22 protein-coding genes are annotated in these 21,808 nt (G+C 71.1%); 18 read left to right on the top strand and 4 right to left on the bottom strand.

Translation table 11 applies throughout. From position 1 onward, the window contains the following. Positions 1-5 precede the first annotated feature (5 nt). From OG698_RS07475 to OG698_RS07400, 16 genes are all read left to right on the top strand, one after another. Positions 6-386 (top strand): Zn-ribbon domain-containing OB-fold protein, encoded by a 381-nt coding sequence (locus OG698_RS07475; RefSeq protein WP_406102183.1) that lies wholly within the window; start codon positions 6-8, stop codon positions 384-386. Next, the gene (locus OG698_RS07470) at positions 383-1,528 is read left to right on the top strand and encodes a thiolase family protein (protein WP_406102182.1); all 1,146 of its coding nucleotides are present in this window, start codon (positions 383-385) and stop codon (positions 1,526-1,528) included. Before OG698_RS07475 ends, OG698_RS07470 begins: the two co-directional genes overlap by 4 nt. An 18-nt stretch (positions 1,529-1,546) precedes the next feature. Continuing rightward, positions 1,547-2,773, top strand: a complete 1,227-nt coding sequence (locus OG698_RS07465; RefSeq protein ID WP_406102180.1) for an acyl-CoA dehydrogenase family protein — start codon at positions 1,547-1,549, stop codon at positions 2,771-2,773. Beyond that, positions 2,770-3,729 carry a phosphotransferase family protein gene (locus tag OG698_RS07460; protein WP_406102179.1) on the top strand — a complete coding sequence of 320 codons (960 nt, stop codon included), beginning with the start codon at positions 2,770-2,772 and terminating at the stop codon, positions 3,727-3,729. The genes OG698_RS07465 and OG698_RS07460 overlap by 4 nt, the downstream gene beginning before the upstream one ends. 136 nt (positions 3,730-3,865) lie before the next feature. Then, positions 3,866-5,107 (top strand): acyl-CoA dehydrogenase family protein, encoded by a 1,242-nt coding sequence (locus tag OG698_RS07455; RefSeq protein WP_406102178.1) that lies wholly within the window; start codon positions 3,866-3,868, stop codon positions 5,105-5,107. Further along, positions 5,104-5,880, top strand: coding sequence for an SDR family oxidoreductase (locus OG698_RS07450; RefSeq protein WP_329566882.1), 777 nt, complete (start codon positions 5,104-5,106; stop codon positions 5,878-5,880). Before OG698_RS07455 ends, OG698_RS07450 begins: the two co-directional genes overlap by 4 nt. Beyond that, positions 5,877-6,650, top strand: a complete 774-nt coding sequence (locus OG698_RS07445) for an SDR family NAD(P)-dependent oxidoreductase (protein ID WP_406102177.1) — start codon at positions 5,877-5,879, stop codon at positions 6,648-6,650. Before OG698_RS07450 ends, OG698_RS07445 begins: the two co-directional genes overlap by 4 nt. Further along, positions 6,635-7,459, top strand: coding sequence for an enoyl-CoA hydratase-related protein (locus OG698_RS07440; protein WP_406102176.1), 825 nt, complete (start codon positions 6,635-6,637; stop codon positions 7,457-7,459). The genes OG698_RS07445 and OG698_RS07440 overlap by 16 nt, the downstream gene beginning before the upstream one ends. Positions 7,460-7,490: 31 nt before the next feature. Next, the gene (locus OG698_RS07435; protein WP_406102175.1) at positions 7,491-8,639 is read left to right on the top strand and encodes an acetyl-CoA C-acetyltransferase; all 1,149 of its coding nucleotides are present in this window, start codon (positions 7,491-7,493) and stop codon (positions 8,637-8,639) included. Between the two features lie 78 nt (positions 8,640-8,717). Continuing rightward, the gene (locus OG698_RS07430; protein ID WP_356281419.1) at positions 8,718-9,338 is read left to right on the top strand and encodes a TetR/AcrR family transcriptional regulator; all 621 of its coding nucleotides are present in this window, start codon (positions 8,718-8,720) and stop codon (positions 9,336-9,338) included. 177 nt (positions 9,339-9,515) lie between these two features. Beyond that, positions 9,516-10,706, top strand: coding sequence for an ABC transporter substrate-binding protein (locus OG698_RS07425; protein ID WP_406102174.1), 1,191 nt, complete (start codon positions 9,516-9,518; stop codon positions 10,704-10,706). A 55-nt stretch (positions 10,707-10,761) separates the two neighbouring features. Continuing rightward, positions 10,762-11,121 (top strand): nuclear transport factor 2 family protein, encoded by a 360-nt coding sequence (locus OG698_RS07420; protein WP_399974585.1) that lies wholly within the window; start codon positions 10,762-10,764, stop codon positions 11,119-11,121. A 24-nt stretch (positions 11,122-11,145) separates the two neighbouring features. Beyond that, positions 11,146-11,544, top strand: coding sequence for a hypothetical protein (locus OG698_RS07415; protein ID WP_406102172.1), 399 nt, complete (start codon positions 11,146-11,148; stop codon positions 11,542-11,544). 45 nt (positions 11,545-11,589) lie between these two features. Then, on the top strand, positions 11,590-11,910 hold the full coding sequence (locus tag OG698_RS07410; RefSeq protein WP_329566866.1) for an EthD family reductase: 321 nt from the start codon (positions 11,590-11,592) through the stop codon (positions 11,908-11,910). A gap of 66 nt (positions 11,911-11,976) precedes the next feature. After that, positions 11,977-13,467 (top strand): class I adenylate-forming enzyme family protein, encoded by a 1,491-nt coding sequence (locus tag OG698_RS07405; protein WP_406102171.1) that lies wholly within the window; start codon positions 11,977-11,979, stop codon positions 13,465-13,467. Between the two features lie 111 nt (positions 13,468-13,578). Next, positions 13,579-14,619, top strand: coding sequence for an MBL fold metallo-hydrolase (locus tag OG698_RS07400; RefSeq protein ID WP_406102170.1), 1,041 nt, complete (start codon positions 13,579-13,581; stop codon positions 14,617-14,619). A gap of 62 nt (positions 14,620-14,681) precedes the next feature. On the opposite strand, the gene OG698_RS07395 is transcribed toward OG698_RS07400, so the two are convergent. The 3 genes from OG698_RS07395 to OG698_RS07385 form a co-directional block, all read right to left on the bottom strand. After that, positions 14,682-15,440, bottom strand: coding sequence for an SDR family NAD(P)-dependent oxidoreductase (locus tag OG698_RS07395; RefSeq protein ID WP_406110900.1), 759 nt, complete (start codon positions 15,438-15,440; stop codon positions 14,682-14,684). Between the two features lie 74 nt (positions 15,441-15,514). Beyond that, the gene (locus OG698_RS07390) at positions 15,515-16,543 is read right to left on the bottom strand and encodes a phosphotransferase family protein (RefSeq protein ID WP_406102168.1); all 1,029 of its coding nucleotides are present in this window, start codon (positions 16,541-16,543) and stop codon (positions 15,515-15,517) included. Continuing rightward, positions 16,540-17,745 (bottom strand): acyl-CoA dehydrogenase family protein, encoded by a 1,206-nt coding sequence (locus OG698_RS07385; RefSeq protein WP_406102166.1) that lies wholly within the window; start codon positions 17,743-17,745, stop codon positions 16,540-16,542. The genes OG698_RS07390 and OG698_RS07385 overlap by 4 nt, the downstream gene beginning before the upstream one ends. A gap of 151 nt (positions 17,746-17,896) precedes the next feature. Here OG698_RS07385 and OG698_RS07380 point away from each other — a divergent pair, with 151 nt between their 5' ends. Continuing rightward, a complete protein-coding gene (locus tag OG698_RS07380; protein ID WP_406102165.1) occupies positions 17,897-18,559 on the top strand; it encodes a TetR/AcrR family transcriptional regulator in 663 nt (220 codons plus the stop codon). An 88-nt stretch (positions 18,560-18,647) separates the two neighbouring features. On the opposite strand, the gene OG698_RS07375 is transcribed toward OG698_RS07380, so the two are convergent. Then, complete coding sequence (locus tag OG698_RS07375; protein WP_406102164.1) at positions 18,648-20,186, bottom strand: amino acid permease; 1,539 nt, start codon at positions 20,184-20,186, stop codon at positions 18,648-18,650. Between the two features lie 129 nt (positions 20,187-20,315). Between OG698_RS07375 and OG698_RS07370 the strand changes: the two genes are divergently transcribed. Further along, entirely contained in the window at positions 20,316-21,788 is a 1,473-nt protein-coding gene (locus OG698_RS07370) for an FGGY family carbohydrate kinase (RefSeq protein ID WP_406102162.1), read from the top strand. The last annotated feature ends 20 nt before the right edge of the window (positions 21,789-21,808 follow it).

The raw sequence follows: 21,808 nt of genomic DNA, 5'->3' as shown, positions 1-21,808 counted from the left end.
GCCGGATGACCACGCATCCGCGGAGTCCGGCCGCCGGGCTCCAAGGCGCACGCTGCCGCGGCTGCTCGGTCGCGGTCTACCCCGCGGACGCGGCGTGCCCGCGCTGCGGGGGACCGGCCGAGCCGGCCGTTCTCAACAGTGCGGGCACGCTGTGGACCTGGACCGTGCAGCGGTACGCGCCCAAGTCCCCGCCCTACCAGCCTCCGCCCGGCGGCTTCGAGCCGTTCGCGGTCGGTTATGTCGAGCTGGACGACGGCATTCGCGTCGCCGCCGTGATCGAGGTCGACGACCTCGACATGATCAGGATCGGCATGCCGCTCACGGTCGGTGCCGGCGACGGCGTGCCACGGGCCAGGCCCACCACGACAGCGGAGGAGAGCTCATGACCGCGGACGTGCTGATCTGCGGCGCCGCACGGACCGCGTTCGGCCGCTCGGAGGCGAGCGGCCGGGAGCTCGCCGTCGACGCGGTGAACGCCGCGCTGCAGGACGCCGGAGTCGACTGGTCGCGGGTGGGCGCCGCGTTCGGCGGCAGCGACAGCGCCGGGCTCGCCGACACTCTCGTGTCCCAAGTCGGCCTGACCGGCGTGCCGTTCGTGAACGTCAAGAACGGCTGCGCCACCGGGGGCAGCGCGCTGATCTCCGCCGTGAACGCGATCCGCTCGGGCATGGCGGACGTGGTCCTCGCCGTCGGCTTCGACAAACACCCGCGCGGCGCTTTCGACCCAAGGCCCGAGGACTGGGGCCTTGGCGAGGAGTACGGCAGCGACGGGCTGATGGTGACTACGCAGTTCTTCGGAATGAAGATCCGGCGCTATATGCATGACCACGGGATCACCCCGCAGACGCTGGCCCGGGTGGCTGAAAAGGCGTACAGGAATGGTGAGTTGACGCCGAACGCGTGGCGCCGCAAGCCCGTGTCCGCCGCCGAGATCCTGGACTCCGGCATGGTCAGCGACCCGCTGACCCGGTTCATGTTCTGCTCCCCCGGGGCCGGCGCCGCGGCGCTCGTGCTGTGCTCGCCCGAGGTGGCGCGGACCCTGGAGAGCCCCTCGGTGGCGCTGCGGTCGGCGGCTCTGCGTACGCGGCAGTTCGGCTCGTTCGAGGTGTTCAGCCCGTGGGTCGCCGGGGGCGAGCTGACCAGCGTCAGCCGCGCCGCCTCCGCCGCCGCGTTCGAGGAGGCGGGGATCGGCCCCGGCGACATCGACGTCTGCCAGCTGCAGGACACCGAGAGCGGTGCAGAGGTCATGCACATGGCCGAGTGCGGTCTGTGCGAGGACGGCGAGCAGGAGCGGCTGATCGCCGCCGGGGCCACCGAGATCGGCGGGGCGCTGCCGGTCAACACCGACGGTGGCTGCATCGCCAACGGCGAACCCATCGGCGCCTCCGGGCTTCGCCAGGTCTACGAGATCGTCCAGCAGCTGCGCGGCCGCGCCGGCGACCGCCAGGTTCCCGGCGCGCCCCGGACCGGCTTCACCCATGTGTACGGAGCGCCGGGCGTGAGCGCCTGCACGGTCCTGACCCGCTGAACGGAGGTGCATGACCCGATGAACGCCAAACCGGAAGACATCCCCGAACGTATTCCGGATCCGGAAGAATTCCGCGCCGAGGCCCGGCGCTGGCTCGGCGGCGTCGCCAAGCCGTGCGCCGCCGCAGGGGGGTGGGGCAGCGGCTCCGACTCCGTCGCCGTGTTCGAGAACTGGACCGAGGAGCAGGAGCGGGCCCACACCCGCCGCACCCAGGAATGGGAACGTACCCGCCACGACCAGGGCTGGGGCGCCCTCGACTGGCCGGCCCAGTACGGCGGACGGAACCTGCCCGCGTACTACGAACAGCTCTACCGCGCCGAGGAAGCCGCCTTCGACGTACCGCACCGCACCGAGATCTTCCCGGTCACCCGGCAGCTCGTCGCACCCGCGATCGGCATCTGGGGCACCGAGGAGCAGAAGGCGCGCTGGCTGCGGCCCATGCTGCGCACCGACGAACTGGCCTGCCAGCTGTTCTCCGAGACCGAGGCGGGCTCCGACCTCGCCGGAGTGCGCACGAAGGCGGTGCGCGACGGCGACAACTGGCTGCTGACCGGGCACAAGGTGTGGACCTCGGGCGCCACCGTCGCCACATGGGGCGTCGCTGTCTGCCGCACCGACCCCGACGTGCCCAAACACGCGGGCATTACCGTCTTCCTGGTCCGCATGGACGCGCCCGGTGTCACCGTTCGGCCCATCCGGCAGATGACCGGTGGCGCCAGCTTCAACGAGGTCTACCTCGACGGCGTCAGCGTTCCCGACACCGACCGGCTCGGACCGGTCGGCGAGGGCTGGCGCGTCACCCTGAGCGTGCTCGCCGCCGAACGCCTCGACTCCGGCAACCTCGGTCTCGACAACGCCGACCGCGCCGTGGACCTGGCCGGGCACCTGCCCCGCCCGCTCACCGGCGCCGAACAGGACCGGGCTGCCGACCTCTATGTACGGGCCCTCGTCCAGCGCCTCATCGGACTGCGTGTCACCGGCGCTCTCGTCGCCGGACGCGAACCCGGCGCGGAGGCCTCCGTCGGCAAGCTGTACGCCACCGAGACCATGCGCCGCACAGGCGACCTCGTCTCCGAACTCCTCGGCCCGGCGCTCGTCGCCGACACCGGCGAGTGGGGCACGTACGCCTGGACCGAACACCTCCTCGGCGCGCCCGGCTACAGCATCGCGGGCGGCACCGACGAGATCCAGCACAACATCCTCGCCGAGCGCGTGCTCGGCCTGCCCAAGGAGCCCGTCCGATGAGTACGGCCATCCAGGAGAAGGAACTGGCCCAGCGGGTGTCCGTCCATCTCGGCTCGGACACAGGGGAGTTGCGGGTCCTGCCCGGCGGTCACTCCGGGCTGACCTACTCCGTCACGGCGGGGGAGGAGAGGTACGTCGTCAAGGCGGTGCCCCCGGGGCAGAAACCCGTCGGGCGCAACGACGTGCTGCGCCAGGCCCGGGTTCTCGCCGCGCTCGCCGGATCCCCGGTGCCCGTGCCGGGTGTCGCCGCCATGGACGAGGCCCAACCCGCCTGGTTCGCCATGGAGTTCGCCGCCGGGGAGGCGCTGGAACCCGTACTCGACGATCCCGAGGTGCCCGCTGCCACCGCGCGTGCCCGCATGCTGGAGATCGCCCGCGTACTGCGGCGACTGCACGCCACCGACATCCACGCCCCCGGCCTGGACGCCCCGCAGCCGCTCGGGGCGGCCGGGGAGCTCGACCGGTGGAGCCGCACCATGCACGCCGTGCCCGCAGAACTCCGGCCGGGTGCGGAGGAGTTGTTGAACCGCCTCGCCGAGGACGTACCGGCCGATCTGCCGTCCGTGCTGCTGCACGGCGACTTCCGGCTCGGCAACGTGCTCTGCGTCGACGAGCGGGCGGTCGCCGTCGTCGACTGGGAGATCTGGAGCGTCGGCGATCCCCGGATCGATCTGGGCTGGTTCCTGCTCTTCACCGACCACCGCAACTTCCCCGGGATCGGCCGGGCTGTGCCCGGACTGCCCACCGAGGACGAACTGCTCGCCGCCTATCTCGACGGCGCCCCCGCGCTGCCCGCCATGGACTGGTTCCGGGCGCTCGGCCGCATGAAGATGGCCGCGATCATGGGCCACAACCTGCGCCGGCACCGCGAGGGCAAGCACCACGACCCGGACCAGGAGCGTTTGCCGCCCACCATCGCCGCGATGATCAGAACCGCGCGCGCCATCCTCGGCTGAGTCGCACCGCGCGCGCCACCCTCGGCTGAGCCGCATCGTGCTCGACCTCTTCGGTCGAGCCGCCCCGGCACGCCGCCCACCCACGTCACTACACCGGTGCCCACGCCGACGGGGCACCGGTGGACAGGAGCCCCTCGTGGATTTCGGATTCTCGCCCCGCGCGAGTGAACTCCAGGACCGCATGCGGTCGTTCATGAACGAACACGTCCTCCCGGCCGAAGTCGTCCACGACCGGCAGCTCGCCGAAGCCGCCGACCCGCACGCGCTGCCGCCGGTGATGACCGAGCTGAAGGAGAAGGCCCGCGCAGAAGGTCTGTGGAACCTCTTCATGGCCCACGGCGACTGGGGCGCCGGACTCACCAACCTCGAATACGCGCCCCTCATGGAGCTGGCCGGCCGCTCCATCATGGGCCCCGAGGTGTTCAACTGCTCGGCGCCCGACACCGGCAACATGGAACTCCTCGCCCTCTACGGCACGCCCGAGCAGCAGGAGCGCTGGCTCAAGCCGTTGCTGGAGGCGGAGATCCGCTCCTGCTTCGCCATGACCGAGCCCGAGGTCGCCAGTTCCGACGCGCGCAACATCCGAACGCGCATCACCCGTGACGGCGATCACTACGTCGTCAACGGCCGCAAGTGGTACACCTCCGGGATCCTCGACCCCGACTGCGAGCTCATCATCCTGATGGGCAAGACCGACCCCGACGCGCCCACCTACCGGCAGCAGAGCATGGTGCTCATCCCGCGTCACACCCCAGGCGTCACCGTCGTACGCGACCTGCCGATGTTCGGGTACACGGACCGGTGCGGACACGGTGAGGTGCTCTTCGAGGACGTCCGTGTGCCGGTGGACCACATCCTCGGCGGAGAGGGCGAAGGGTTCGCGCTCGCGCAGGGGCGGCTCGGGCCGGGGCGTATGCACTACGCGATGCGGGCCGTCGGGTTCGCCGAGCGGGCGCTCCAGCTGATGTGCGAGCGGACCAGCGAACGCGTCGCCTTCGGCGGGCCGCTCGCCGAGCGGGGTGTCGTGCGGGAGTGGATCGCCCGCAGCCGCATCGAGATCGAGCAACTGCGGCTCCTCGTCCTCAAGTCGGCCTGGCTGATGGACACCGTCGGCAACGCCGCAGCCCGTATGGAAGTCGCCGCGATCAAGGTGGCGGCCCTTGAGGTCGCCCACAAGGTCGTCGACCGCGCCGTCCAGGCCCACGGCGCCGCCGGCGTCAGCGACGACACCGTGCTCGCCCGGCTGTACGCCATCACCCGGGCACTGCGCATCGCAGACGGCCCCGACGAAGTGCATCTGCGGACCGTCGCACGGCAGGAACTCGCCAAGTACCGGAAGCCCGGGAAGAACACCGACACGAAGGCAGGAGCGGCGTGAGCACCGACATCCTCGACGGCAAGGTCGCCGTCATCACCGGCGGATCGCGCGGTATCGGCCTCGGCATCGCCACCGCATACCGAGCGGCGGGCGCGCACGTCGTGATCGCCGCCCGCAAAGCCGCCGGACTCGCCGAGGCGCGCGAGGAGCTGCTGCGCGTCAAGGGCGACGGCGACGTCCACACCGTGGTCGCCAACGCGGGCGAGCCCGACCAGGCCGAGGCCTGCGTCGACGAGACCATGACCCGCTTCGGCCGGCTCGACATCCTCGTCAACAACGCCGCGACCAACCCGTACAACGGAGACCTGCTCGACCTGGACCTGCCGCGCGCGGAGAAGACCGTACGCGTCAACCAGTACGGCATGATCGCCTGGACCCGGGCCGCGTGGCGCGCCTGGATCGCCGAGCACGGGGGAGCGGTGATCAACATCGCCTCCGTCGGCGGGCTCATCGTCGATCCCCACATCGGCTACTACAACGCCACCAAGGCCGCCATGCTCCACATGACCCGGCAGCTCGCCTACGAACTCGGCCCGCGGGCCCGCGTGAACGCCATCGCCCCCGGGCTGATCAAGACCGAACTGGCGCGCGCCGTATGGGAGGTGCGCGAGCCGATCCTCACCGCCAAGCTGCCCATGCGCCGCCTCGGCACGGTCGAGGACGTGGCGAACGCGGCGCTGTTCCTGGCGTCCGACGCCTCCTCGTGGATGACCGGCCAGACGCTGGTGCTCGACGGCGGCGCCACCGCCCTGCCCATCGGGGTGGACGAGTGAGCACGCTGCGGCCCGCCGCCGAACTGTTCTCCCTGGAAGGCCGGACAGCGATCGTCACCGGCGCCTCCGCCGGGCTCGGCGCACGCTTCGCCGCCGTCCTCGCACAGGCCGGCGCCACCGTGTTCGCCGCCGCCCGCCGCATCGACCGGCTCAAGGAACTCGCCGACACCGACGCCCGTATCCACCCCGTCGCCTGCGATGTCGCGGCGGAGTCGGACCGCGAGCGGCTGGCCGAGACCGCGCTGGCCGTCACCGGCCGCATCGACATCCTGGTCAACAACGCGGCCATCTCCGGCGAGACGCGTGCCGAGGACGAGTCCCCGGACGCCTTCGCCGACGTGCTGGGCGTCAACCTCACCGCGCCGTTCCACCTGTCCCGGCTCACCGCCGAAGCACCCGGCCCGCCCGGTGGCCGGAGCATCATCAACGTCTCCTCGATCCTCGGCCTGGTGTCCGCCTCGCCCCTCGGCGGGGCGAGCTACTCGGCGTCCAAGGCCGGACTCATCGGCCTGACCCGCGAGTTGGCCGGTCAGTGGGGCAGCGGCGGAACCCGTGTCAACGCGCTCGCCCCCGGCTGGTTCCGCACCGAGATGACCGCGGAACTCTTCGGGGACGAGCGCTCAAGCCGCTGGGTCGTGCGCAACACCCTGCTGGGCCGCGGCGGCGACGGCCATGAACTTGACGGCGCGCTCCTGTTCCTCGCCTCGGACGCATCCACGTACTGCACCGGGCAGGTCCTCACCGTCGACGGCGGATGGACGGCACGATGAGCGGCGTCGGCGTCGGCATCGACATCCGGGACGACGGGCTGGCCCGCGTCACTCTGCGGCGCGGCGACGCGGGCAACGCCATCGGCCTGGCGACGGCCCGGGGACTGCTGGACGCCGCGCTGGCCTGTCAACGGGCCGATGTGCGGGCCGTGTTGCTCACGGGGGAGGGCAGGTCCTTCTGCGTCGGCGGCGATCTCCGGGAGTTCGCGCGGCTCGACGGCGCGGCGCTGGAGGAGCACCTCATCGCGGTGACGGACGCGCTGCACGAGGCGCTGCGGATCTTCGCCCGGCTCGACGCGCCCATGGTGGCCGCCGTGCAGGGCGCCGTCGCGGGCGCGGGCATCGGGCTTGCCGCCGTCGCGGATGTGACGCTCGCCGCGGACAACGCCTCGTTCACCGCCGCGTACACCGGCATCGGGTACTCGCCGGACGCCGGGGTCAGCTGGTTCCTGCCGCGCCTCGTCGGGCCCAAGCGGGCGCTCGACCTGCTGCTGACGAACCGCCGGATACCAGCAGCCGAAGCCGAGGAGATCGGGCTCGTCAGCCGCACCGTCGCCGCCGATCTGCTGACCGAGGAGGCGGCGCGCACCGCCGAGGCCCTGCACCGCGGTCCCACCGCCGCGTTCGGCGCCACCCGCCGGCTCGTCGCCGCCGGGCTGACCTCGGACCTCGGCCCTCATCTGGACCGCGAGGCCGGTGCGCTCGCTGCCGCGGCCGCCTCGGACGAGGGCCGTGAGGGAGTCGCCGCCTTCCTCGGCAAGCGGGCGCCGGACTTCGCCCGCGCCCCGTCCCTGACCTCCGGAACCTGATCCCGTCCCCCCGAACCCCATGGAGCTCACCATGTCGGAAGCCTTCATCGTCGGAGCCGTCCGTACCCCTGTCGGCCGCCGTAACGGCGCGCTCAGCGGCGTCCACCCCGCCGACCTCGGCGCACATGTGCTGCGCGCCCTCCTGGAGCGGACCGGCGTCGACCCGGGCGCGGTCGACGACGTGTACTTCGGCTGCGTCGGCCAGATCGGCGCCCAGACCGGAAACGTCGCACGTACCGCTTGGCTGTCGGCGGGGCTGCCGCAGCACGTCCCCGGCACCACCATCGACCGCCAGTGCGGTTCCTCGCAGCAGGCCGTTCACTTCGCCGCCCAGGCGGTCGGCTCCGGTGCCGCCGACCTGGTGGTCGCGGGCGGGGTGGAAGTCATGAGCCTCGTGCCCATCGCCAGTCCGATGTTCGTCGGCGAGCAGGCCGGGATGGGCAGCCCGTACGCGGGCAACGGCTGGCGCGAGCACTTCGGCGAGCAGGAGGTGTCGCAGTTCCGCGGGGCCGAGCTGATAGCCGAGAAGTGGGGGATCTCCCGCGATGACATGGAGCGGTTCGCGCTCCACAGCCATCAGCGGGCACTGGCCTCGCAGGCGGCCGGGGACTTCGACGACGAGATCACCCCGGCCTTCGGGCTCACCGCGGACGAGGGCCCGCGCGCCGACACCACGCTGGAAAAGATGGCGGGCCTGAAGACCCTGACCGAGGACGGCCGGCTCACCGCGGCCGTCTCCAGCCAGATCTCCGACGGCGCCGCCGCCCTGCTGATCGCCTCTGAGGAGGCCGTACGACGCCACGGCCTGACGCCGCTTGCACGGGTACACAGCATGGTGGTGGTCGGCTCCGACCCGATCCACATGCTGACCGGCCCGATCCCCGCCACCGAGAAGGTCCTGGACAAGGCGGGCCTTGCGATGGACCGGATCGACCTGGTCGAGATCAACGAGGCCTTCGCCTCCGTGGTCCTCGCCTGGCAGAAGGAACTCGGCGCCGCCCACGAGCGGATCAACGCCTTCGGCGGGGCGATCGCCCTCGGCCATCCGCTCGGGGCCACCGGCGCCCGGCTCATGACCACACTCGTCCACCAGCTGCGCAGGACCGGCGGCCGCTATGGTCTGCAGACGATGTGCGAGGGCGGCGGCATGGCCAACGCGACCGTCCTCGAACGCGTCTAGGCATTCGGTTGGCAACTGAGTTCAACTTGGGTTTACTCTCGGTACGGACACGCTGAGTGACGGCCAGGAGAGAGAGTCATGACCAGGATCCTTGAACCGGAGGCGGGACCGCGGTCCAAGCGCGCGGCCATCCTCGCGGCGGCCGTGGACTGTTTCGGCGAGACGGGCTTCGAGGCCACGAAGTGGTCGACCGTGGCGGAGCGGGTCGGCATCGGCCAGACTGCGCTCTACCACTACTTCGAGTCGAAGACACACTGCCTGCTCACCATCATGCGGCTCGAGCTGCAGCGCTCCCACGACCGGTTCGTCGAGGCGACCGAGGGCGCGGACGACCCCGTGGAGGCGCTGCGCGCCGGCGTCCGTGCCGCGTACGACGTCTCGGAGCACGAGGTGCTGCAGATGCGCATCCTGCAGAACCACATGGATCTCCTGTCCGGGGCCCGCAAGTCCAAGCGGGAGGAGGCCGAGCGGATCGCCGCCCGCCAGCTCGTCCAGGTCGTCGAGCGGGACTGGACCAACCTGCTGGTGCGGGGGATGTCCCAGGGCGCCTTCCCGCTGCGGGACGCCCAGTTGCTCGGGGCGAGCGTGCTCGGCCTGATCGTCAGCGTGTGGCGGTGGTACCGGCCGTCCGGGCCGACGCCGCTGTCGGAGATCGGCGAGTTGATCGAGGGTGCCTGCGTGCGGATGATCGCCTCCTGACGGATCGATCCGCCGCGCGCACATCCAGTGACCGATCCCCTGACGGGTCTCCCGGCAGGGGATCTTTTCGTGCCCGGCCCCGTGACAGCGGTGACAGACCATTGCCAGGCGTGTTTCCTCAGCATTAAAATCAACTTGAACTGAACTCAGGTTGAGTTTTTGAGTTGAGGAGGGGTCATGCGACGACGCGCGACACGCACGTTCATCGCCGCACTCGCCGCCATGCTCGCCCTGGCGGCGAATGCCTGCGGCACCAAGAGCCCCTCGGCAGGGGACGGCAAGGTCATCAAAATAGGCGCCTGGTACCCGCTCACGGGCGCCCTGGCCTCGTTCGGCATCCCTGAACGGGCGGGCGCCGACGCATACTTCAAGTCGGTCAACGCACGCGGCGGGATCAACGGGCGCACCATCGACTGGGTCGTCAAGGACAACGCCAACGATCCGCAGCAGACCGTCCAGATAGCCCGCCGGCTCGTGGACCAGGACGGGGTCGTGGCGATCGTCGCGACCAACGGCACCTCCCAGACCCAGGCCACCTTCCCCTTCGTGCTCGAGCAGAAGAAGGTGCCGGTCCTCAACACACTGGGCGGCGATGCCTCCTGGTACGAGCCGGCCCGCGACGGGCTGTTCGGTCTGCAGACGCTGTACGAGGACCAGGCGGCCGCGCTCGGGGACTGGGTGACGCGGGACGGGGCGAAAAAGGTACTCGTCGTACACAGTGACCCGGCGGCGTTCGTGAACGTGGCCAAGGTGATCGGCCCCGCCGCCCGCAAGACCGATCCGTCGGTCCGGGTGAAGCGGCTGTCGGTGAAGTACCAGACCACCGACTACAGCCCGGTGATCAGCAAGGTCAAGGCCGCGAAGCCCGACGCCGTCGTGCTGATCCTGACCGCCGCGGAGACCGCCTCCTACCTCAAGGAGGCGAGGCTGCAGGGCGTCACCGCCCCCGTGTACGGCTACGCGCCCGTCGCGGCACAGGCCACGCTGACGCTGGGGGGCAGGGCGACCGAAGGCCTCAAGGCGCTCCAGCTGGTCAAGTCGCCGAACGACGACGACCCGGCCATCAAGGAGTTCCGTACGGCGATGCAGAAGTACGAGCGGGGGCAGCCCGCCGACTTCATCACCCTGTGGGGCTGGGAAGCGGCCAAGGCCTTCGTCGAGATCGCCAAGACCATCGACGGGCCCGTGACCAGCGAGTCACTGACCCGGGCCTACCGCACCGCACGCCACGTCGACACGGGCGTGGGCCCGGTCCTCAACTACGGCGCCGGTCGGCACCTCGGCACACGCGACCTGCAGAAGGTCGTCGTCAGGAACGGCCGCTGGGAGTCGCAGGGCGACTTCTTCACCCCGCCCACCCGGGACTGACCGCCGCCCGCGCGGAGCGAGTTGTCCACACCTCTCATCCCTGTGAAAGGACACCATGACCAGCGTCTTGCCCACCTACATGGCACGTATGGACAGTGACGACCCCGCGCGGGCGCTCGAACTCCTCGTACCGGAATTCCGCTTTCTCATCGCCTTGCCGGGCCGCGAGGCGACGGGACGGTCCAAGGACGACTTCGCCGCCTACATCTCGGGCCGCAACGCCGTCGAACGGGTGCACAAGATTCTCCGGCACAGCTGTGACGGCGATCTGGAGACCGTGTACGGGATGGTGATCGAGTCCGGGAAGGCAGTGGGTTCCTTCCTGTCGGCCGCCGTGGTCACGCCCGACGGGCACATGGCCCGCTACCAGTCGTACTTCACCACCACGTACGACCTCATCGACCTGCCGGAATAGACAGCAAGGCAAAGGGAAGCGCACATGACCGAGACCTCCACGGGCGCCGGGACCACCGCGGCCCCCGCCCCCTTCCTCACCGCCTGGTTCGAGATCCTCGACAGCGACGAGCCCAACCGGATTCTTGACCTGATCAGCGACGACTTCTCCCTTTCCATCCTGTTCTCCACCGGCGACGGCAACGCCACGGACTTCGCGGGCGACCGCGCCGCCCTGGTCGGCTATCTGCAGCAGCGGGAGCGCGGTACGCGCACCCACCACCGGCTCTCCGCGACCACCCTCGGCCAGGACGAGCTGTTCCTCGGCGAGGTGCGGCGCGGGGAGGTTCCCGAGGCGAGCTTCGTCGCTGCCGGTCGGGTGAACGCGGACGGCCGGCTGGAGCGGCTGCTGATCGGCCGGTCCTCGCAGATCCGTTTCGAGTAGGCACGACCCGTTTCCGATTTCACCGGCCTTGTACAAAGGAGCGTCATGTACAACCTCGTCCTGCTGGCGGCCCGGCCCCCGGAGTGGACCCACGAGCGGTTCATCGACTGGTGGCGCGGCGACCACGCGGAGCTGACCTACAAGCTGCCCGGTCTGCGCTCCTGGCGGCACACCGAGATCGACCAGGCGCTGGAGCCGCGCTCGGAGGGCTGGGACGGGATGTCGGTGCTCGGCTTCGACTCCCCGGAGGACCTGAAGAAGGCCCTCGCCAGCCCCGAATGGGCGGCCGCCGTCGCGCAGGTCGGGGACATGAAGGGCCGCCGCATCGCGGTCATGGGCTCCGAGAAGGAGCTGTACACCGCCTGAGGCCCCGACGGCCTTGGACACGGGAGCGTTCGACAACGGGTTCGGCACGGCGTAGCGAGGAAGCGGATGCGACAGGTAGTGCGGGAGTTCCGACAGAGGGCCGGGCAGGCGGACTTCGTGGCCGTCGTCGACGATGAAGGCAGCCATACGGCACGGGAGTTGCTCGCCGAGGCGGCCCGGCTGAGGGACGCGATGTTCCCCCGTGGCGGGGGCGGCACCGTCATGCTCCAGGCCGACAACTCGTGGCGCACGGTGGCCGGTGCCCTCGCCGTGGGCCTGAACGGCGGCGTCCTCGCGGTCGTCAACCGCCACACGACACAGGGCGAGTTCGCGGCGGCCTTCGAGGACATCCGGCCGGATGCCGTCGTCGCCGAGCCCTCGGCGCTGGCGGAGTGGGCCGTGGCCGGGCTGCTGCCGGGCCGCGCCGATGACACGGTGCTCGACGGGTGGCAGGCGCATCGCGGCACCGGACGGCCCGACGCGGCGCGCTGGTCGGGCGGCGTCCTCATCGGGCTCACCTCGGGTTCGACCGGGCGGCCCAAGGGCGTCGTGCAGTCCGAGGAGGCACTGACCTACGCGGCCGAGAGCACCGTCAGGATCAACGGTCTGCGGCCCGGCGACGCGGTGGCCGCGATCGTGCCGCTGTCGTCGACCGCCGCGTACTGCTTCGGCGTCCACCTCTCCTTGGTCCTCGGCGGCCCGCTCGTCCTGACGGCCAAGTGGGACCGGGCGCTCGCGATGCGGCGGATGGCCGAGAACGCCGTCCGCTGGACCATGTGCGTACCGACGATGGCGCTGCAGATGGGAGCCGAGGCCGCGGGCTCCGGCATCCTCTCCGGAGTGCGCGCGATCACCGTCGGCGGCGGGCCGATGGACCGCGGCGCGCTGGCAAGGGCCGAGCAGTCCCTCGGCACGAAGATCCTCAGGGTCTTCGGGATGTCCGAGTGCCTCGGGCACACCTCGCCCCGGCCCGACGAGCCCGAGGAGGTCCGGCTCGGCCGTGACGGCCGCCCCTTCCCCGGCACGGACCTGCGCGCCCTCACCCCCGACGAGGCCGAGGCCGGTCCGGAGGTGACCGGCCGGGCGCAGGTGCGCGGCCCGTCCCTCTTCCTCGGGTACGCCCGTGCGGGCCGGGTCGAACCGCCGGCGCTGACCGAGGACGGCTACTTCCCCACCGGCGATCTCCTGATGCCCCACGAGGACGGCACCGTCACCATCATGGGCCGCGAGAAGGACATCATCATCCGCGGCGGCCGCAATATCGACATCACCGAGATCGAACGGGCCGTCGCCGGATATCCGCGTGTGTCCAGGGCCTGTGTGGCGGCGGTGCCCGACGAGGTGCTCGGCGAACGCGTCGCGCTGCTCGTCGTCACCGAGGACGGCGCCGGCATGGACCTCGGGGAGGTCACCGGACACCTGGAGAGCCTCGGACTCGCCAAGACCAAGTGGCCCGAATTCGTCTACGCCGTCGAGGAGTTGCCCCAGACCAAGGTCGGCAAGCTCGACCGGTCGGCGGCCGGACGACTGGCGCAGAGCCTTCGCGCCGACGCCTGAACAGCGGCGTCCTTGCGCCGACTTTGCGCCGACGCCTGAACAGCGGCGGGCGCTCGTGCCGATGCCCGCCTGATCCACAGCGGTACACCAGCCAGAGCGAGGGAGAGCACCATGACAGCGCGGTTCGATCAGGGTCCATGGGCCGCGGCCGGAGTCCAGACCGTACGGCCCGGAGTGCACCGCGTCCCCCTGCCGCTGCCCAACGACGGACTCCACGCCGTCAACGTCTATCTGCTGGAGAACCTGGCCGAGGACGACGGCATCGTCATGATCGACGGCGGCTGGGCGATTCCAGAGGCCCGCAAGGCGCTTGAGAAGGCCACGGCCGCCATCGGCCGTGATCTCTCCGACATCAGCCACATCCTCGTCACCCACATCCACCGCGACCACTACACGAACGCCGTGGAACTGCGCCGCCTCCTCGGCTCGCGCGTCTATCTGGGGGCGGGGGAGCGGCCAGGCCTTGAGATGCTCGACCGGCTGCGCAGCGACTCGCCCGCCGGCTCGCTGCGGACCTTGCGCGACGCGGGGGCCCTGGAACTCGCCGACCGCATCGAGCAGTTGGACCACGGAGGCTACGACCCCGGCGTCTGGGAGGCCCCCGACCGCTGGCTGGGCGCCGAGACCATCAGCTTCGGCGCGGGGGAGCTGCGGGTCGTGCCGACCCCCGGACACACCCAGGGGCACGTGGTCTTCCTGGACGAACAGCGCGGCCTGCTGTTCTCCGGCGACCACGTCCTGCCTCACATCACCCCGTCCATCGGCTTCGAACTCACCGAGCCGGGCGGCAAACCGCTCGCCGACTACCTGGACTCGCTGCACCTGATGACCCGGTACGCCGACACACAGCTGCTGCCCGCGCACGGACCCGTCGCCGACAGCGCGCACACCCGCGTCGCCGAACTGCTCACCCACCACGACAACCGCCTCGCGCAGAGCCTGAAAGCACTCGGCGACGCGACCCTCGACGCGCACGAGGTCGCCCGCAAGCTCGGCTGGACACGCCGGGAAGTGCCGTTCGGCGAGCTCAGCGACTTCAACCAGATGCTCGCGATCAATGAGACTGCGGCCCATCTGGACGTCCTGGTGCTGCGGGGGCGGATCTCCGTGGCGCGCGTCGGGGATGTCAATCAGTACACGCGAGTGAACTGACACAGCAGTTCTTCCAACCACTGGGGGCGCGGCAACTGCCGCGCCCCCAGTGCTGTTGGCGTCTAGCGGGCGGTCCAGCCGCCGTCAACGTACAGCTCGGAACCGGTGACGAAGCTCGCGTCGTCGGAGGCGAGGAACGCCACCGCCCCGCAGACCTCCTCGGGGCTGCCGAGCCGGCCCATCGGCGTTCCCTCCACCATGGCCGTGTGCCGGGGCGTGCCCCGCCAGAGCTCGCGGGAGCGCGGTGTCTCGATGAACCCCGGGTGGATCGAGTTCACGCGAACCCCGCGCGTCGCCCAGTGCAGCGCGGCGTTCTTCGTCATCAACCGGACCGCGCCCTTCGCCGCGTGGTACGAGAACTGGCTGCCGAAGCCGCCGACCGTCCCGAAGATCGACGCGATGTTCACGATGGAGCCGCCGCCGGTCCGTTCGATCGCGGGCCCGCCGTGCTTCATGCCGAGCCAGACACCGGTCTGGGTGACCGCGATGACCTTCTCCCAGGACTCCTGGGTCTCCGTCTCCACAGTCCGCATCTCGGCGATCCCCGCGTTGTTGACGAGCACGGACAGGCCGCCCAGCTCGCCGGTCACCCGTTCGACGGCGCCGCGCCACGCCTCCTCGTCGGTGACGTCGAGGGCGAGGCCGAGGGCCCGCGCTCCGCCTGCCGTCAACTCCTTGGCCAGCTCCTCACAGCGGCCCGCGTCCATGTCGGTCACCGCCACCGCGGCGCCCTCGGCGGCGAGGCGGTGCGCCACGGCGGTGCCGATGCCGCCCGTGGCGCCGGTGATCAGACAGACCTCTCCGGACAGGCGGTTCGACACTCGTGCTCCCTCGGTGTGCTGGACATCTGCGCGCTGGACATCGGTGTGCTGGTCAGTGGTGCGCTGGACCGCGGTCATGACAGCAGTTCCCTTCCTGAGCGCAGTAGCGCCGGCACCGCCGCGCCGACGTGCTCGAAGCCCGTGCCGACGGTCTGCCCCGCGAGATAGCGGGCGTGGATGCCCTCCGCGATCACGGCGAGCTTGAAGCAGCCGAGCGCCTGGTACCAGGCGACGGAGGAGATGTCCCGGCCGGACGACTCGGCGTACCGCTCTGCCAGCTCGCGGCCGGTGGGGAAGCCTGGGTTGGCCGTCGGGACGTGACGCGCGCCGAGGACCGGTTCGCAGACCGGGTCCCAGTACATGAGGAGCATCCCGAGGTCGGCGAGCGGGTCGCCGAGCGTGGCCATCTCCCAGTCGACGATCGCCGCGATCCGTCCGGGGTCGCCGGGCGCGAGGATCGTGTTGTCCAGGCGGTAGTCGCCGTGTACGACCGTGGGGGCACCGCTCGCGGGGAGGGAATGCGCGAGTCGGTCGTGCAGGGCGTCGAGGTCGGGCAGTTCGCGCGTGACGACCTTGTCCCACTGGCCGCGCCACCGGCGCACCTGGCGTTCCAGATAGCCCTCGGGCCGGCCGAAGTCGCCGAGCCCGGCCGCGGCGGCGTCCACCGCGTGCAGCTCCACCAGGGCGTCGACGAGCGCGTCCGCCGCGCGCCGGGCCTCGGCGGGCGGCAGGGCGATGGCCTCGGTGCCGTCGCGCAGCACCGTGCCGTCGACGAAGTCCACGACGCAGAAGGGCGCGCCGATCACCTCCGGGTCCTTGCACGACAGCACCGCGCGGGCGACCGGCACCCCGGTTCCGCCCAGTGCGGCGACGACCCGGTACTCGCGGTCCATGTCGTGCGCCGTCGGCGTCAGGACCCCCAGGGGCGGACGACGTAGCACCCATCGGTGCGTCCCGTCGGTCACCTCGTACGTGAGATTGGAGCGCCCTCCGTGCAGCAGCTTCAGGTTCAACTCGCCCGTGCACTCCGGGACATGACGTTCGAAGTAGGGCTGCAGGGCGGCCACGTCCACGCCGACCACCGCGGCGTGTGCCGGGCTCATCGGGCGTCCCTCCGCTCCGTCGCCGCCCGCACCGCCCGCTTGGCGATCGCCCAGCGGTGGGTCTCGGACGGGCCGTCGTAGATACGGAACGGACGCACTTCCCGGTACAGGCGCGACAGCGGGGCGTCCCCCGAGATACCGAGGGCGCCGCACACCTGCACGGCGCGGTCGACGACGCGGTTGACCCCTTCGGAGACGTACGTCTTGGCGATCGAAGTGCGCTGGGCGGCCGTGCCGCCCTGGTCCAGCTCCCAGCAGGCCCGCCAGAGGATCGCCCGGCTCGTCTCGATGTCGATCTCGGAGTCGGCCAGCATCTGCTGCACCATGCCCAGTTCGGCAAGGCGTCCGCCGAAGGCCGAGCGCTCCGCCGCCCGCTCCAGGGCGACGTCCTGAGCCCGGCGCGCGACCCCGAGCCAGCGCATGCAGTGCGTCATGCGGGCGGGACCGAGCCGCACCTGCGCGTACCGGAAGCCCTCGTCCACCGCGCCGAGCACGGCACTGTCCGGCACCTCGACGCCGTCGAAGACGACCTCGCTGTGCCCGCCGAACAGGCCGTGGTCCAGTGTGTCGATGTTCCGGACGATCTTCATCCCCGGGTTGTCGGTGTCGACGAGGAACATCGTCGCGCCGCCCGCGTCGCCCGGCGTGCCGCTGGTACGGGCCATGCAGATGGCGAACGCGGCGCCGTCGGCACCGCTGATGAACCACTTGCGGCCGTCGATCCGCCAGCCGCCGTCCGTCCGCGTCGCGGTTGTGGCCAGCGCGCGCGGATCGGACCCGGCCCCGGGCGCCGGCTCAGTCATCGCGAAACAGGACCGCACCTCCCCGGAGGCGAGCGGCCGCAGATACCGCTCCTTCTGCTCCTCGGTGGCCACCACTTCGAGGAGATGCATGTTGCCCTCGTCGGGCGCGGCGCAGTTCAGCGCGAGCGGACCGAGCAGCGACTGCCCGGCCGCCTCGAACACGACGGCCTGCCCGCGCAGATCGAGCCCGAGCCCGCCGAACTCCTCGCCGACGTGCGGAGCGAACACCCCCGCCGCCCGCGCGGCCTCCTGGAGCCGCCGCCGCAGCGGTTCGGGACCCGCGTGCACATCACCGCCGCCGCACGCCTGTTCCTCGGGTATCACCACGTCGCGGACGAAGTCCGTGGTACGTCGAGCGATGCCGGCGACCCGTTCGTCGATTTCGAAGCTGATGGACACTTCTCACCCCTGATCTTGGCTACTGACCATTAGCCATGAGATGACTGAACTGGATTCAATGTCAAGAGGCCGGGCTATAGTTGCGTCCAATGAGCGACGAGCTCAGCTAATGTTCGATAGCTGCATCTCCGACAGCTGCACGGGAGTTCATGTGAGTGGATCGCCGAGCGAGGCCTACGAGCGTCCACACCGGCCACCGCACCCGGAAGGCGCCCTCGCGGCCGACCGCCGGGCGGGAATCCGCGAGGCCGCGCTGACGCTCTTCGCCGCGCAGGGCTACCGGTCCACGACCATGACCGACATCGGCGCCGCCATCGGTATCCGCGGGCCGAGCCTCTACAAACACGTGGCGTCCAAGCAGGAACTGCTGGCCGAGATCATGACCGGCACGATGGAGCAGCTCATCGCCGACAACGCGGCGGCCGTCGCGGGTGCCGATGACGTACGGGAACAACTGCGCCGCTCTGTCGAGGCGCACATCCGCTACCACGCGCGCCACCGCCTGGAGGCCTTCGTCGGCAACCGCGAGATCGGCAGCCTCGAACAGCCCGACCAGGACCGGGTCCTCGCCGGCCGCAGCGACTACGAGCGCCGCTTCCGCGAACTGATCGAGCTAGGTGTGGCCGAGGGCGCCTTCCGCGTGCAGTCGGCCAGGATCGCCTCGTACTCGATCCTCGACATGGGCATCGGCGTCGCGAGTTGGTTCCGCGAAGGAGGCGAGTTCACCGTCGACCAACTCGCCTACCAGTACGGGGACATCGCGCTGCGCATCGTGGGCGTGGGCAAGCAGGAGGCGCCGGACGGCGGCAACTAGCGTGGACGCCCGGAACGTGCGCGCGGAACAGGGACCCGCCCCGCACCTGCTCAGGGGTCACCGGAGTCCGGTGACCCCTGACGCGTGTTCAGGAGCCGGTGGCGGCGGCATCCTCGGGCTGGTGTGCCGCCGACGGGGTGCCGTACGAGCCGCGCGCCACGAACCACCACACCGTCGCCAGGACCAGTACGACGGCGAGGGCGATCGACGCGTAGTTCATCGACGCGACCGTCACCGGTGACGCCTGTGGCAGGCAGAACAGGACCGTCACGAAGGCCACCCAGGCCACCGCCACCCAGCCGACCGGCCTGCTCCAGCGGCCCAGGTTCCAGGGGCCCGGCTCGAAACGGTCGCCCGCCCGCAGGCGCAGCAGGATCGGGATCGCGTACGCGGGGGTGATCCCGATGACGTTGATGGCCGTCACCGCCCCGTACGCCGTCGTCGAGTACAGGGACGGCAGCGCGATGACCGCGGCGAGGACGACCGAGAGCCACACGGCGGGGACGGGGGTCCGGGTGCGGGCGCTCACCTTGCGCCACAGCCCGGAGCCCGGAAGCGCGTTGTCGCGGCTGAACGCGAACACCATGCGGCTGGCCGCCGCCACCTCGGCGTTGCCGCAGAACAGCTGCGCCACGATCACGATCAGGAGCAGCGCCGTGGCCCCCGACGTGCCGAGTGCGTCGATCATGATCTGCGCGGGCGGCACCCCCGTCGCGGAGTTCTGCGTACCCGCGTAGTCCTGGATCGCGAACGTCAGACCGGCCAGCAGTACGAAACCGGCGATCCACGAGACCCAGATGGACCGCACGATGCCACGGGCCGCGGACACGGAGGCGTTTGACGTCTCCTCCGAGAGGTGGGCCGAGGCGTCGTAGCCGGAGAACGTGTACTGCGCGAGGAGCAGCCCGATCGCGGCGACGTACAGCGGGTTGTGCCAGCCGGTGTCGTTGACGAACTCGGTGAACACGAAGGACGGCGACTGGTGGTGGTCCGGGACGATCGCGAGGACGCCGACGATCACGGCCACGCCCGCCAGGTGCCACCACACGCTGATGGAGTTGAGCACACTGACCAGACGGACGCTGAAGAGGTTCAGGGCGCCGTGCACGACCAGGATGGCGAGGAAGATCAGGAATGTGGAGCCGGGCGTCGGGGCGAAGTCGAACCGCAGGTTCAGGAACGCGCCGGTGAACAGCGCCGCGCCGTAGTCGATGCCCGCGATCGCGCCTAGGAGACCGAGGAGGTTGAGCCAGCCCGTATACCAGCCCCAGCGGCGGCCGCCGAGCCGGTCGGCCATGTAGTAGAGCGCGCCCGACGTGGGGTAGGCGCTGGTGACCTCGGCGAGCGCGAGGCCGACGAGGAGGACGAAGAGGCCGACGCCCGCCCAGCCCCACAGCATCACGGCGGGGCCGCCCGTGCCGAGGCCGAATCCGTACAGGGTCATGCAGCCGGACAGAATCGAGATCACGGAGAAGCTGATGGCGAAGTTGCCGAAGCCGCCCATGCGGCGGGCCAGGACCGGCTGGTAGCCCAGCTCCCTGAGTCTGGCCTCCTCGTCCGCCGGCTGCCCGGCCGACCCGGACTCGACAGGGCCTGACGGGGTGGTGCCTATTTCCGGTGTGGACATGAGCTCCTCTTGTGTGTGGGGGAGGCGTGAAGTCGCATGCCTGGTACGGAGTCTGACGGATGATCAGTGTAGGGACAGGAGGAAGGGGCACCCTTGACGCTCTCGCGGAGGCTGTAGCAGGCTTCCGCGGTGATCACGAATGCCGGCGGGCCGCATGAGGGGACCGTTCTCGCCATCGATCAGGGCACGTCGGGGACGAAGGCCCTCGTCGTCTGCCCGCGCCGCGGCATGATCGGCTCGGGCAGCGCGCCCGTACGTCCGCGCTACCTCCCGGGCGGCGTCGTCGAGGTCGATCCGGCCGCGCTGCTCGCCTCCGTCGTCGACGCGGGGCGCCGCGCGCTGGCCGCCGCGGGCGAGCCAGTCCACGCGGTCGGCCTCGCCAACCAGGGCGAGACGGTCCTCGCCTGGGACCCCGCGTCCGGCAGACCGCTCACGGATGCGATCGTCTGGCAGGACCGGCGGGCGGAAGCGCTGTGTGCAGAACTCGCCCATCACGGCGACGAGTTGAGGGATCTTACGGGGCTGCCGCTCGACCCCTACTTCGCCGCCCCGAAGATGGCCTGGATCCGGCGCCACCTCACCCGGGACGGCGTCGTCACCACCAGCGACGCCTGGCTCGTCCACCGGCTGACCGGCGCGTTCGTCACCGACGCCGCCACAGCGGGACGCACGCAGCTCCTCGACCTGGACACTGTCGCGTGGTCGCCCCGCGCCCTGGACATCTTCGGCCTCGGCGGCGAGCGGCTGCCGGACGTCGTCGACGCCGCGGGGCCCGTCGGGACGACCAAGGCGTTCGGCCCCGAACTTCCCCTCACCGGGCTCCTCGTGGACCAGCAGGCCGCGCTGCTCGCCCAGGACGTGACCGAGCGGGGAACCGCCAAGTGCACTTATGGAACAGGGGCGTTCCTGCTCGCCCCGACCGGCGACCGCCCGCGCCGCGGCGGCTCGGGACTGGTGAGCTGCGTCGCCTGGAGGCTTGCGGGGCGGAGCAGTTACTGCCTCGACGGGCAGGTCTACACCGCCGCCTCCGCCGTCCGCTGGCTCACCGACCTCGGGGTGATCGCGGGGGCCGAGGACATCGACCCGGTCGGATCGGCCGTGCCCGACACGGGCGGTGTCACCTTCGTGCCCGCCCTTGCCGGTCTTGCCGCGCCCTGGTGGCGCGGCGACCTGCGCGGCTCTCTGACGGGCCTCGGTCTGGACACGACCTCCGGGCACCTCGTCCGCGCCCTGTGCGAGGGGATCGCCGCGCAGGTCGTCTCGCTCGCGGACGCCGTCGCCGCCGACCTCGGCGAGCCGCTGCGGACCCTGCGCGTCGACGGCGGCCTGACCCGGTCGGCCCTGCTGATGCAGACCCAGGCAGACCTTCTCCAACTTCCCGTGGAGGTGGCAGAGTTGCCCGACGCGACCGCGCTCGGCGTGGGCGTCGTCGCGCGGCTCGGGCTCGATCCCGCGCTCACCGTGCGGGACACGGTCCCGCGCGGGCGGCCCGCCGCCGTGTACGAGCCGCGCATCGACGCAGCGCAGGCAGCCGAACGCCTCGACGGGTTCCGCTCGGCGGTGGCCACGCTCCTCGACCGCACGCCGACGGGGTCCCCGTGACCGTCACCACGAAGGGGCCG

Origin of the sequence: Streptomyces sp. NBC_01003 (assembly GCF_045162695.1) — a bacterium.
Taxonomy (GTDB): Bacteria; Actinomycetota; Actinomycetes; order Streptomycetales; family Streptomycetaceae; genus Streptomyces.
This window is presented reverse-complemented; position numbering and strand designations above follow the sequence as displayed.

Coding starts and splice junctions, on each gene's coding strand:
- OG698_RS07425 (WP_406102174.1), top strand. CDS start 9,516: ATGCGACGACGCGCGACACGCACGTTCATCGCCGCACTCGCCGCCATG.
- OG698_RS07440 (WP_406102176.1), top strand. CDS start 6,635: ATGGACGGCACGATGAGCGGCGTCGGCGTCGGCATCGACATCCGGGAC.
- OG698_RS07375 (WP_406102164.1), bottom strand. CDS start 20,186: ATGTCCACACCGGAAATAGGCACCACCCCGTCAGGCCCTGTCGAGTCC.
- OG698_RS07400 (WP_406102170.1), top strand. CDS start 13,579: ATGACAGCGCGGTTCGATCAGGGTCCATGGGCCGCGGCCGGAGTCCAG.
- OG698_RS07405 (WP_406102171.1), top strand. CDS start 11,977: ATGCGACAGGTAGTGCGGGAGTTCCGACAGAGGGCCGGGCAGGCGGAC.
- OG698_RS07465 (WP_406102180.1), top strand. CDS start 1,547: ATGAACGCCAAACCGGAAGACATCCCCGAACGTATTCCGGATCCGGAA.
- OG698_RS07475 (WP_406102183.1), top strand. CDS start 6: ATGACCACGCATCCGCGGAGTCCGGCCGCCGGGCTCCAAGGCGCACGC.
- OG698_RS07410 (WP_329566866.1), top strand. CDS start 11,590: ATGTACAACCTCGTCCTGCTGGCGGCCCGGCCCCCGGAGTGGACCCAC.
- OG698_RS07460 (WP_406102179.1), top strand. CDS start 2,770: ATGAGTACGGCCATCCAGGAGAAGGAACTGGCCCAGCGGGTGTCCGTC.
- OG698_RS07470 (WP_406102182.1), top strand. CDS start 383: ATGACCGCGGACGTGCTGATCTGCGGCGCCGCACGGACCGCGTTCGGC.
- OG698_RS07435 (WP_406102175.1), top strand. CDS start 7,491: ATGTCGGAAGCCTTCATCGTCGGAGCCGTCCGTACCCCTGTCGGCCGC.
- OG698_RS07415 (WP_406102172.1), top strand. CDS start 11,146: ATGACCGAGACCTCCACGGGCGCCGGGACCACCGCGGCCCCCGCCCCC.
- OG698_RS07420 (WP_399974585.1), top strand. CDS start 10,762: ATGACCAGCGTCTTGCCCACCTACATGGCACGTATGGACAGTGACGAC.
- OG698_RS07390 (WP_406102168.1), bottom strand. CDS start 16,543: ATGAGCCCGGCACACGCCGCGGTGGTCGGCGTGGACGTGGCCGCCCTG.
- OG698_RS07430 (WP_356281419.1), top strand. CDS start 8,718: ATGACCAGGATCCTTGAACCGGAGGCGGGACCGCGGTCCAAGCGCGCG.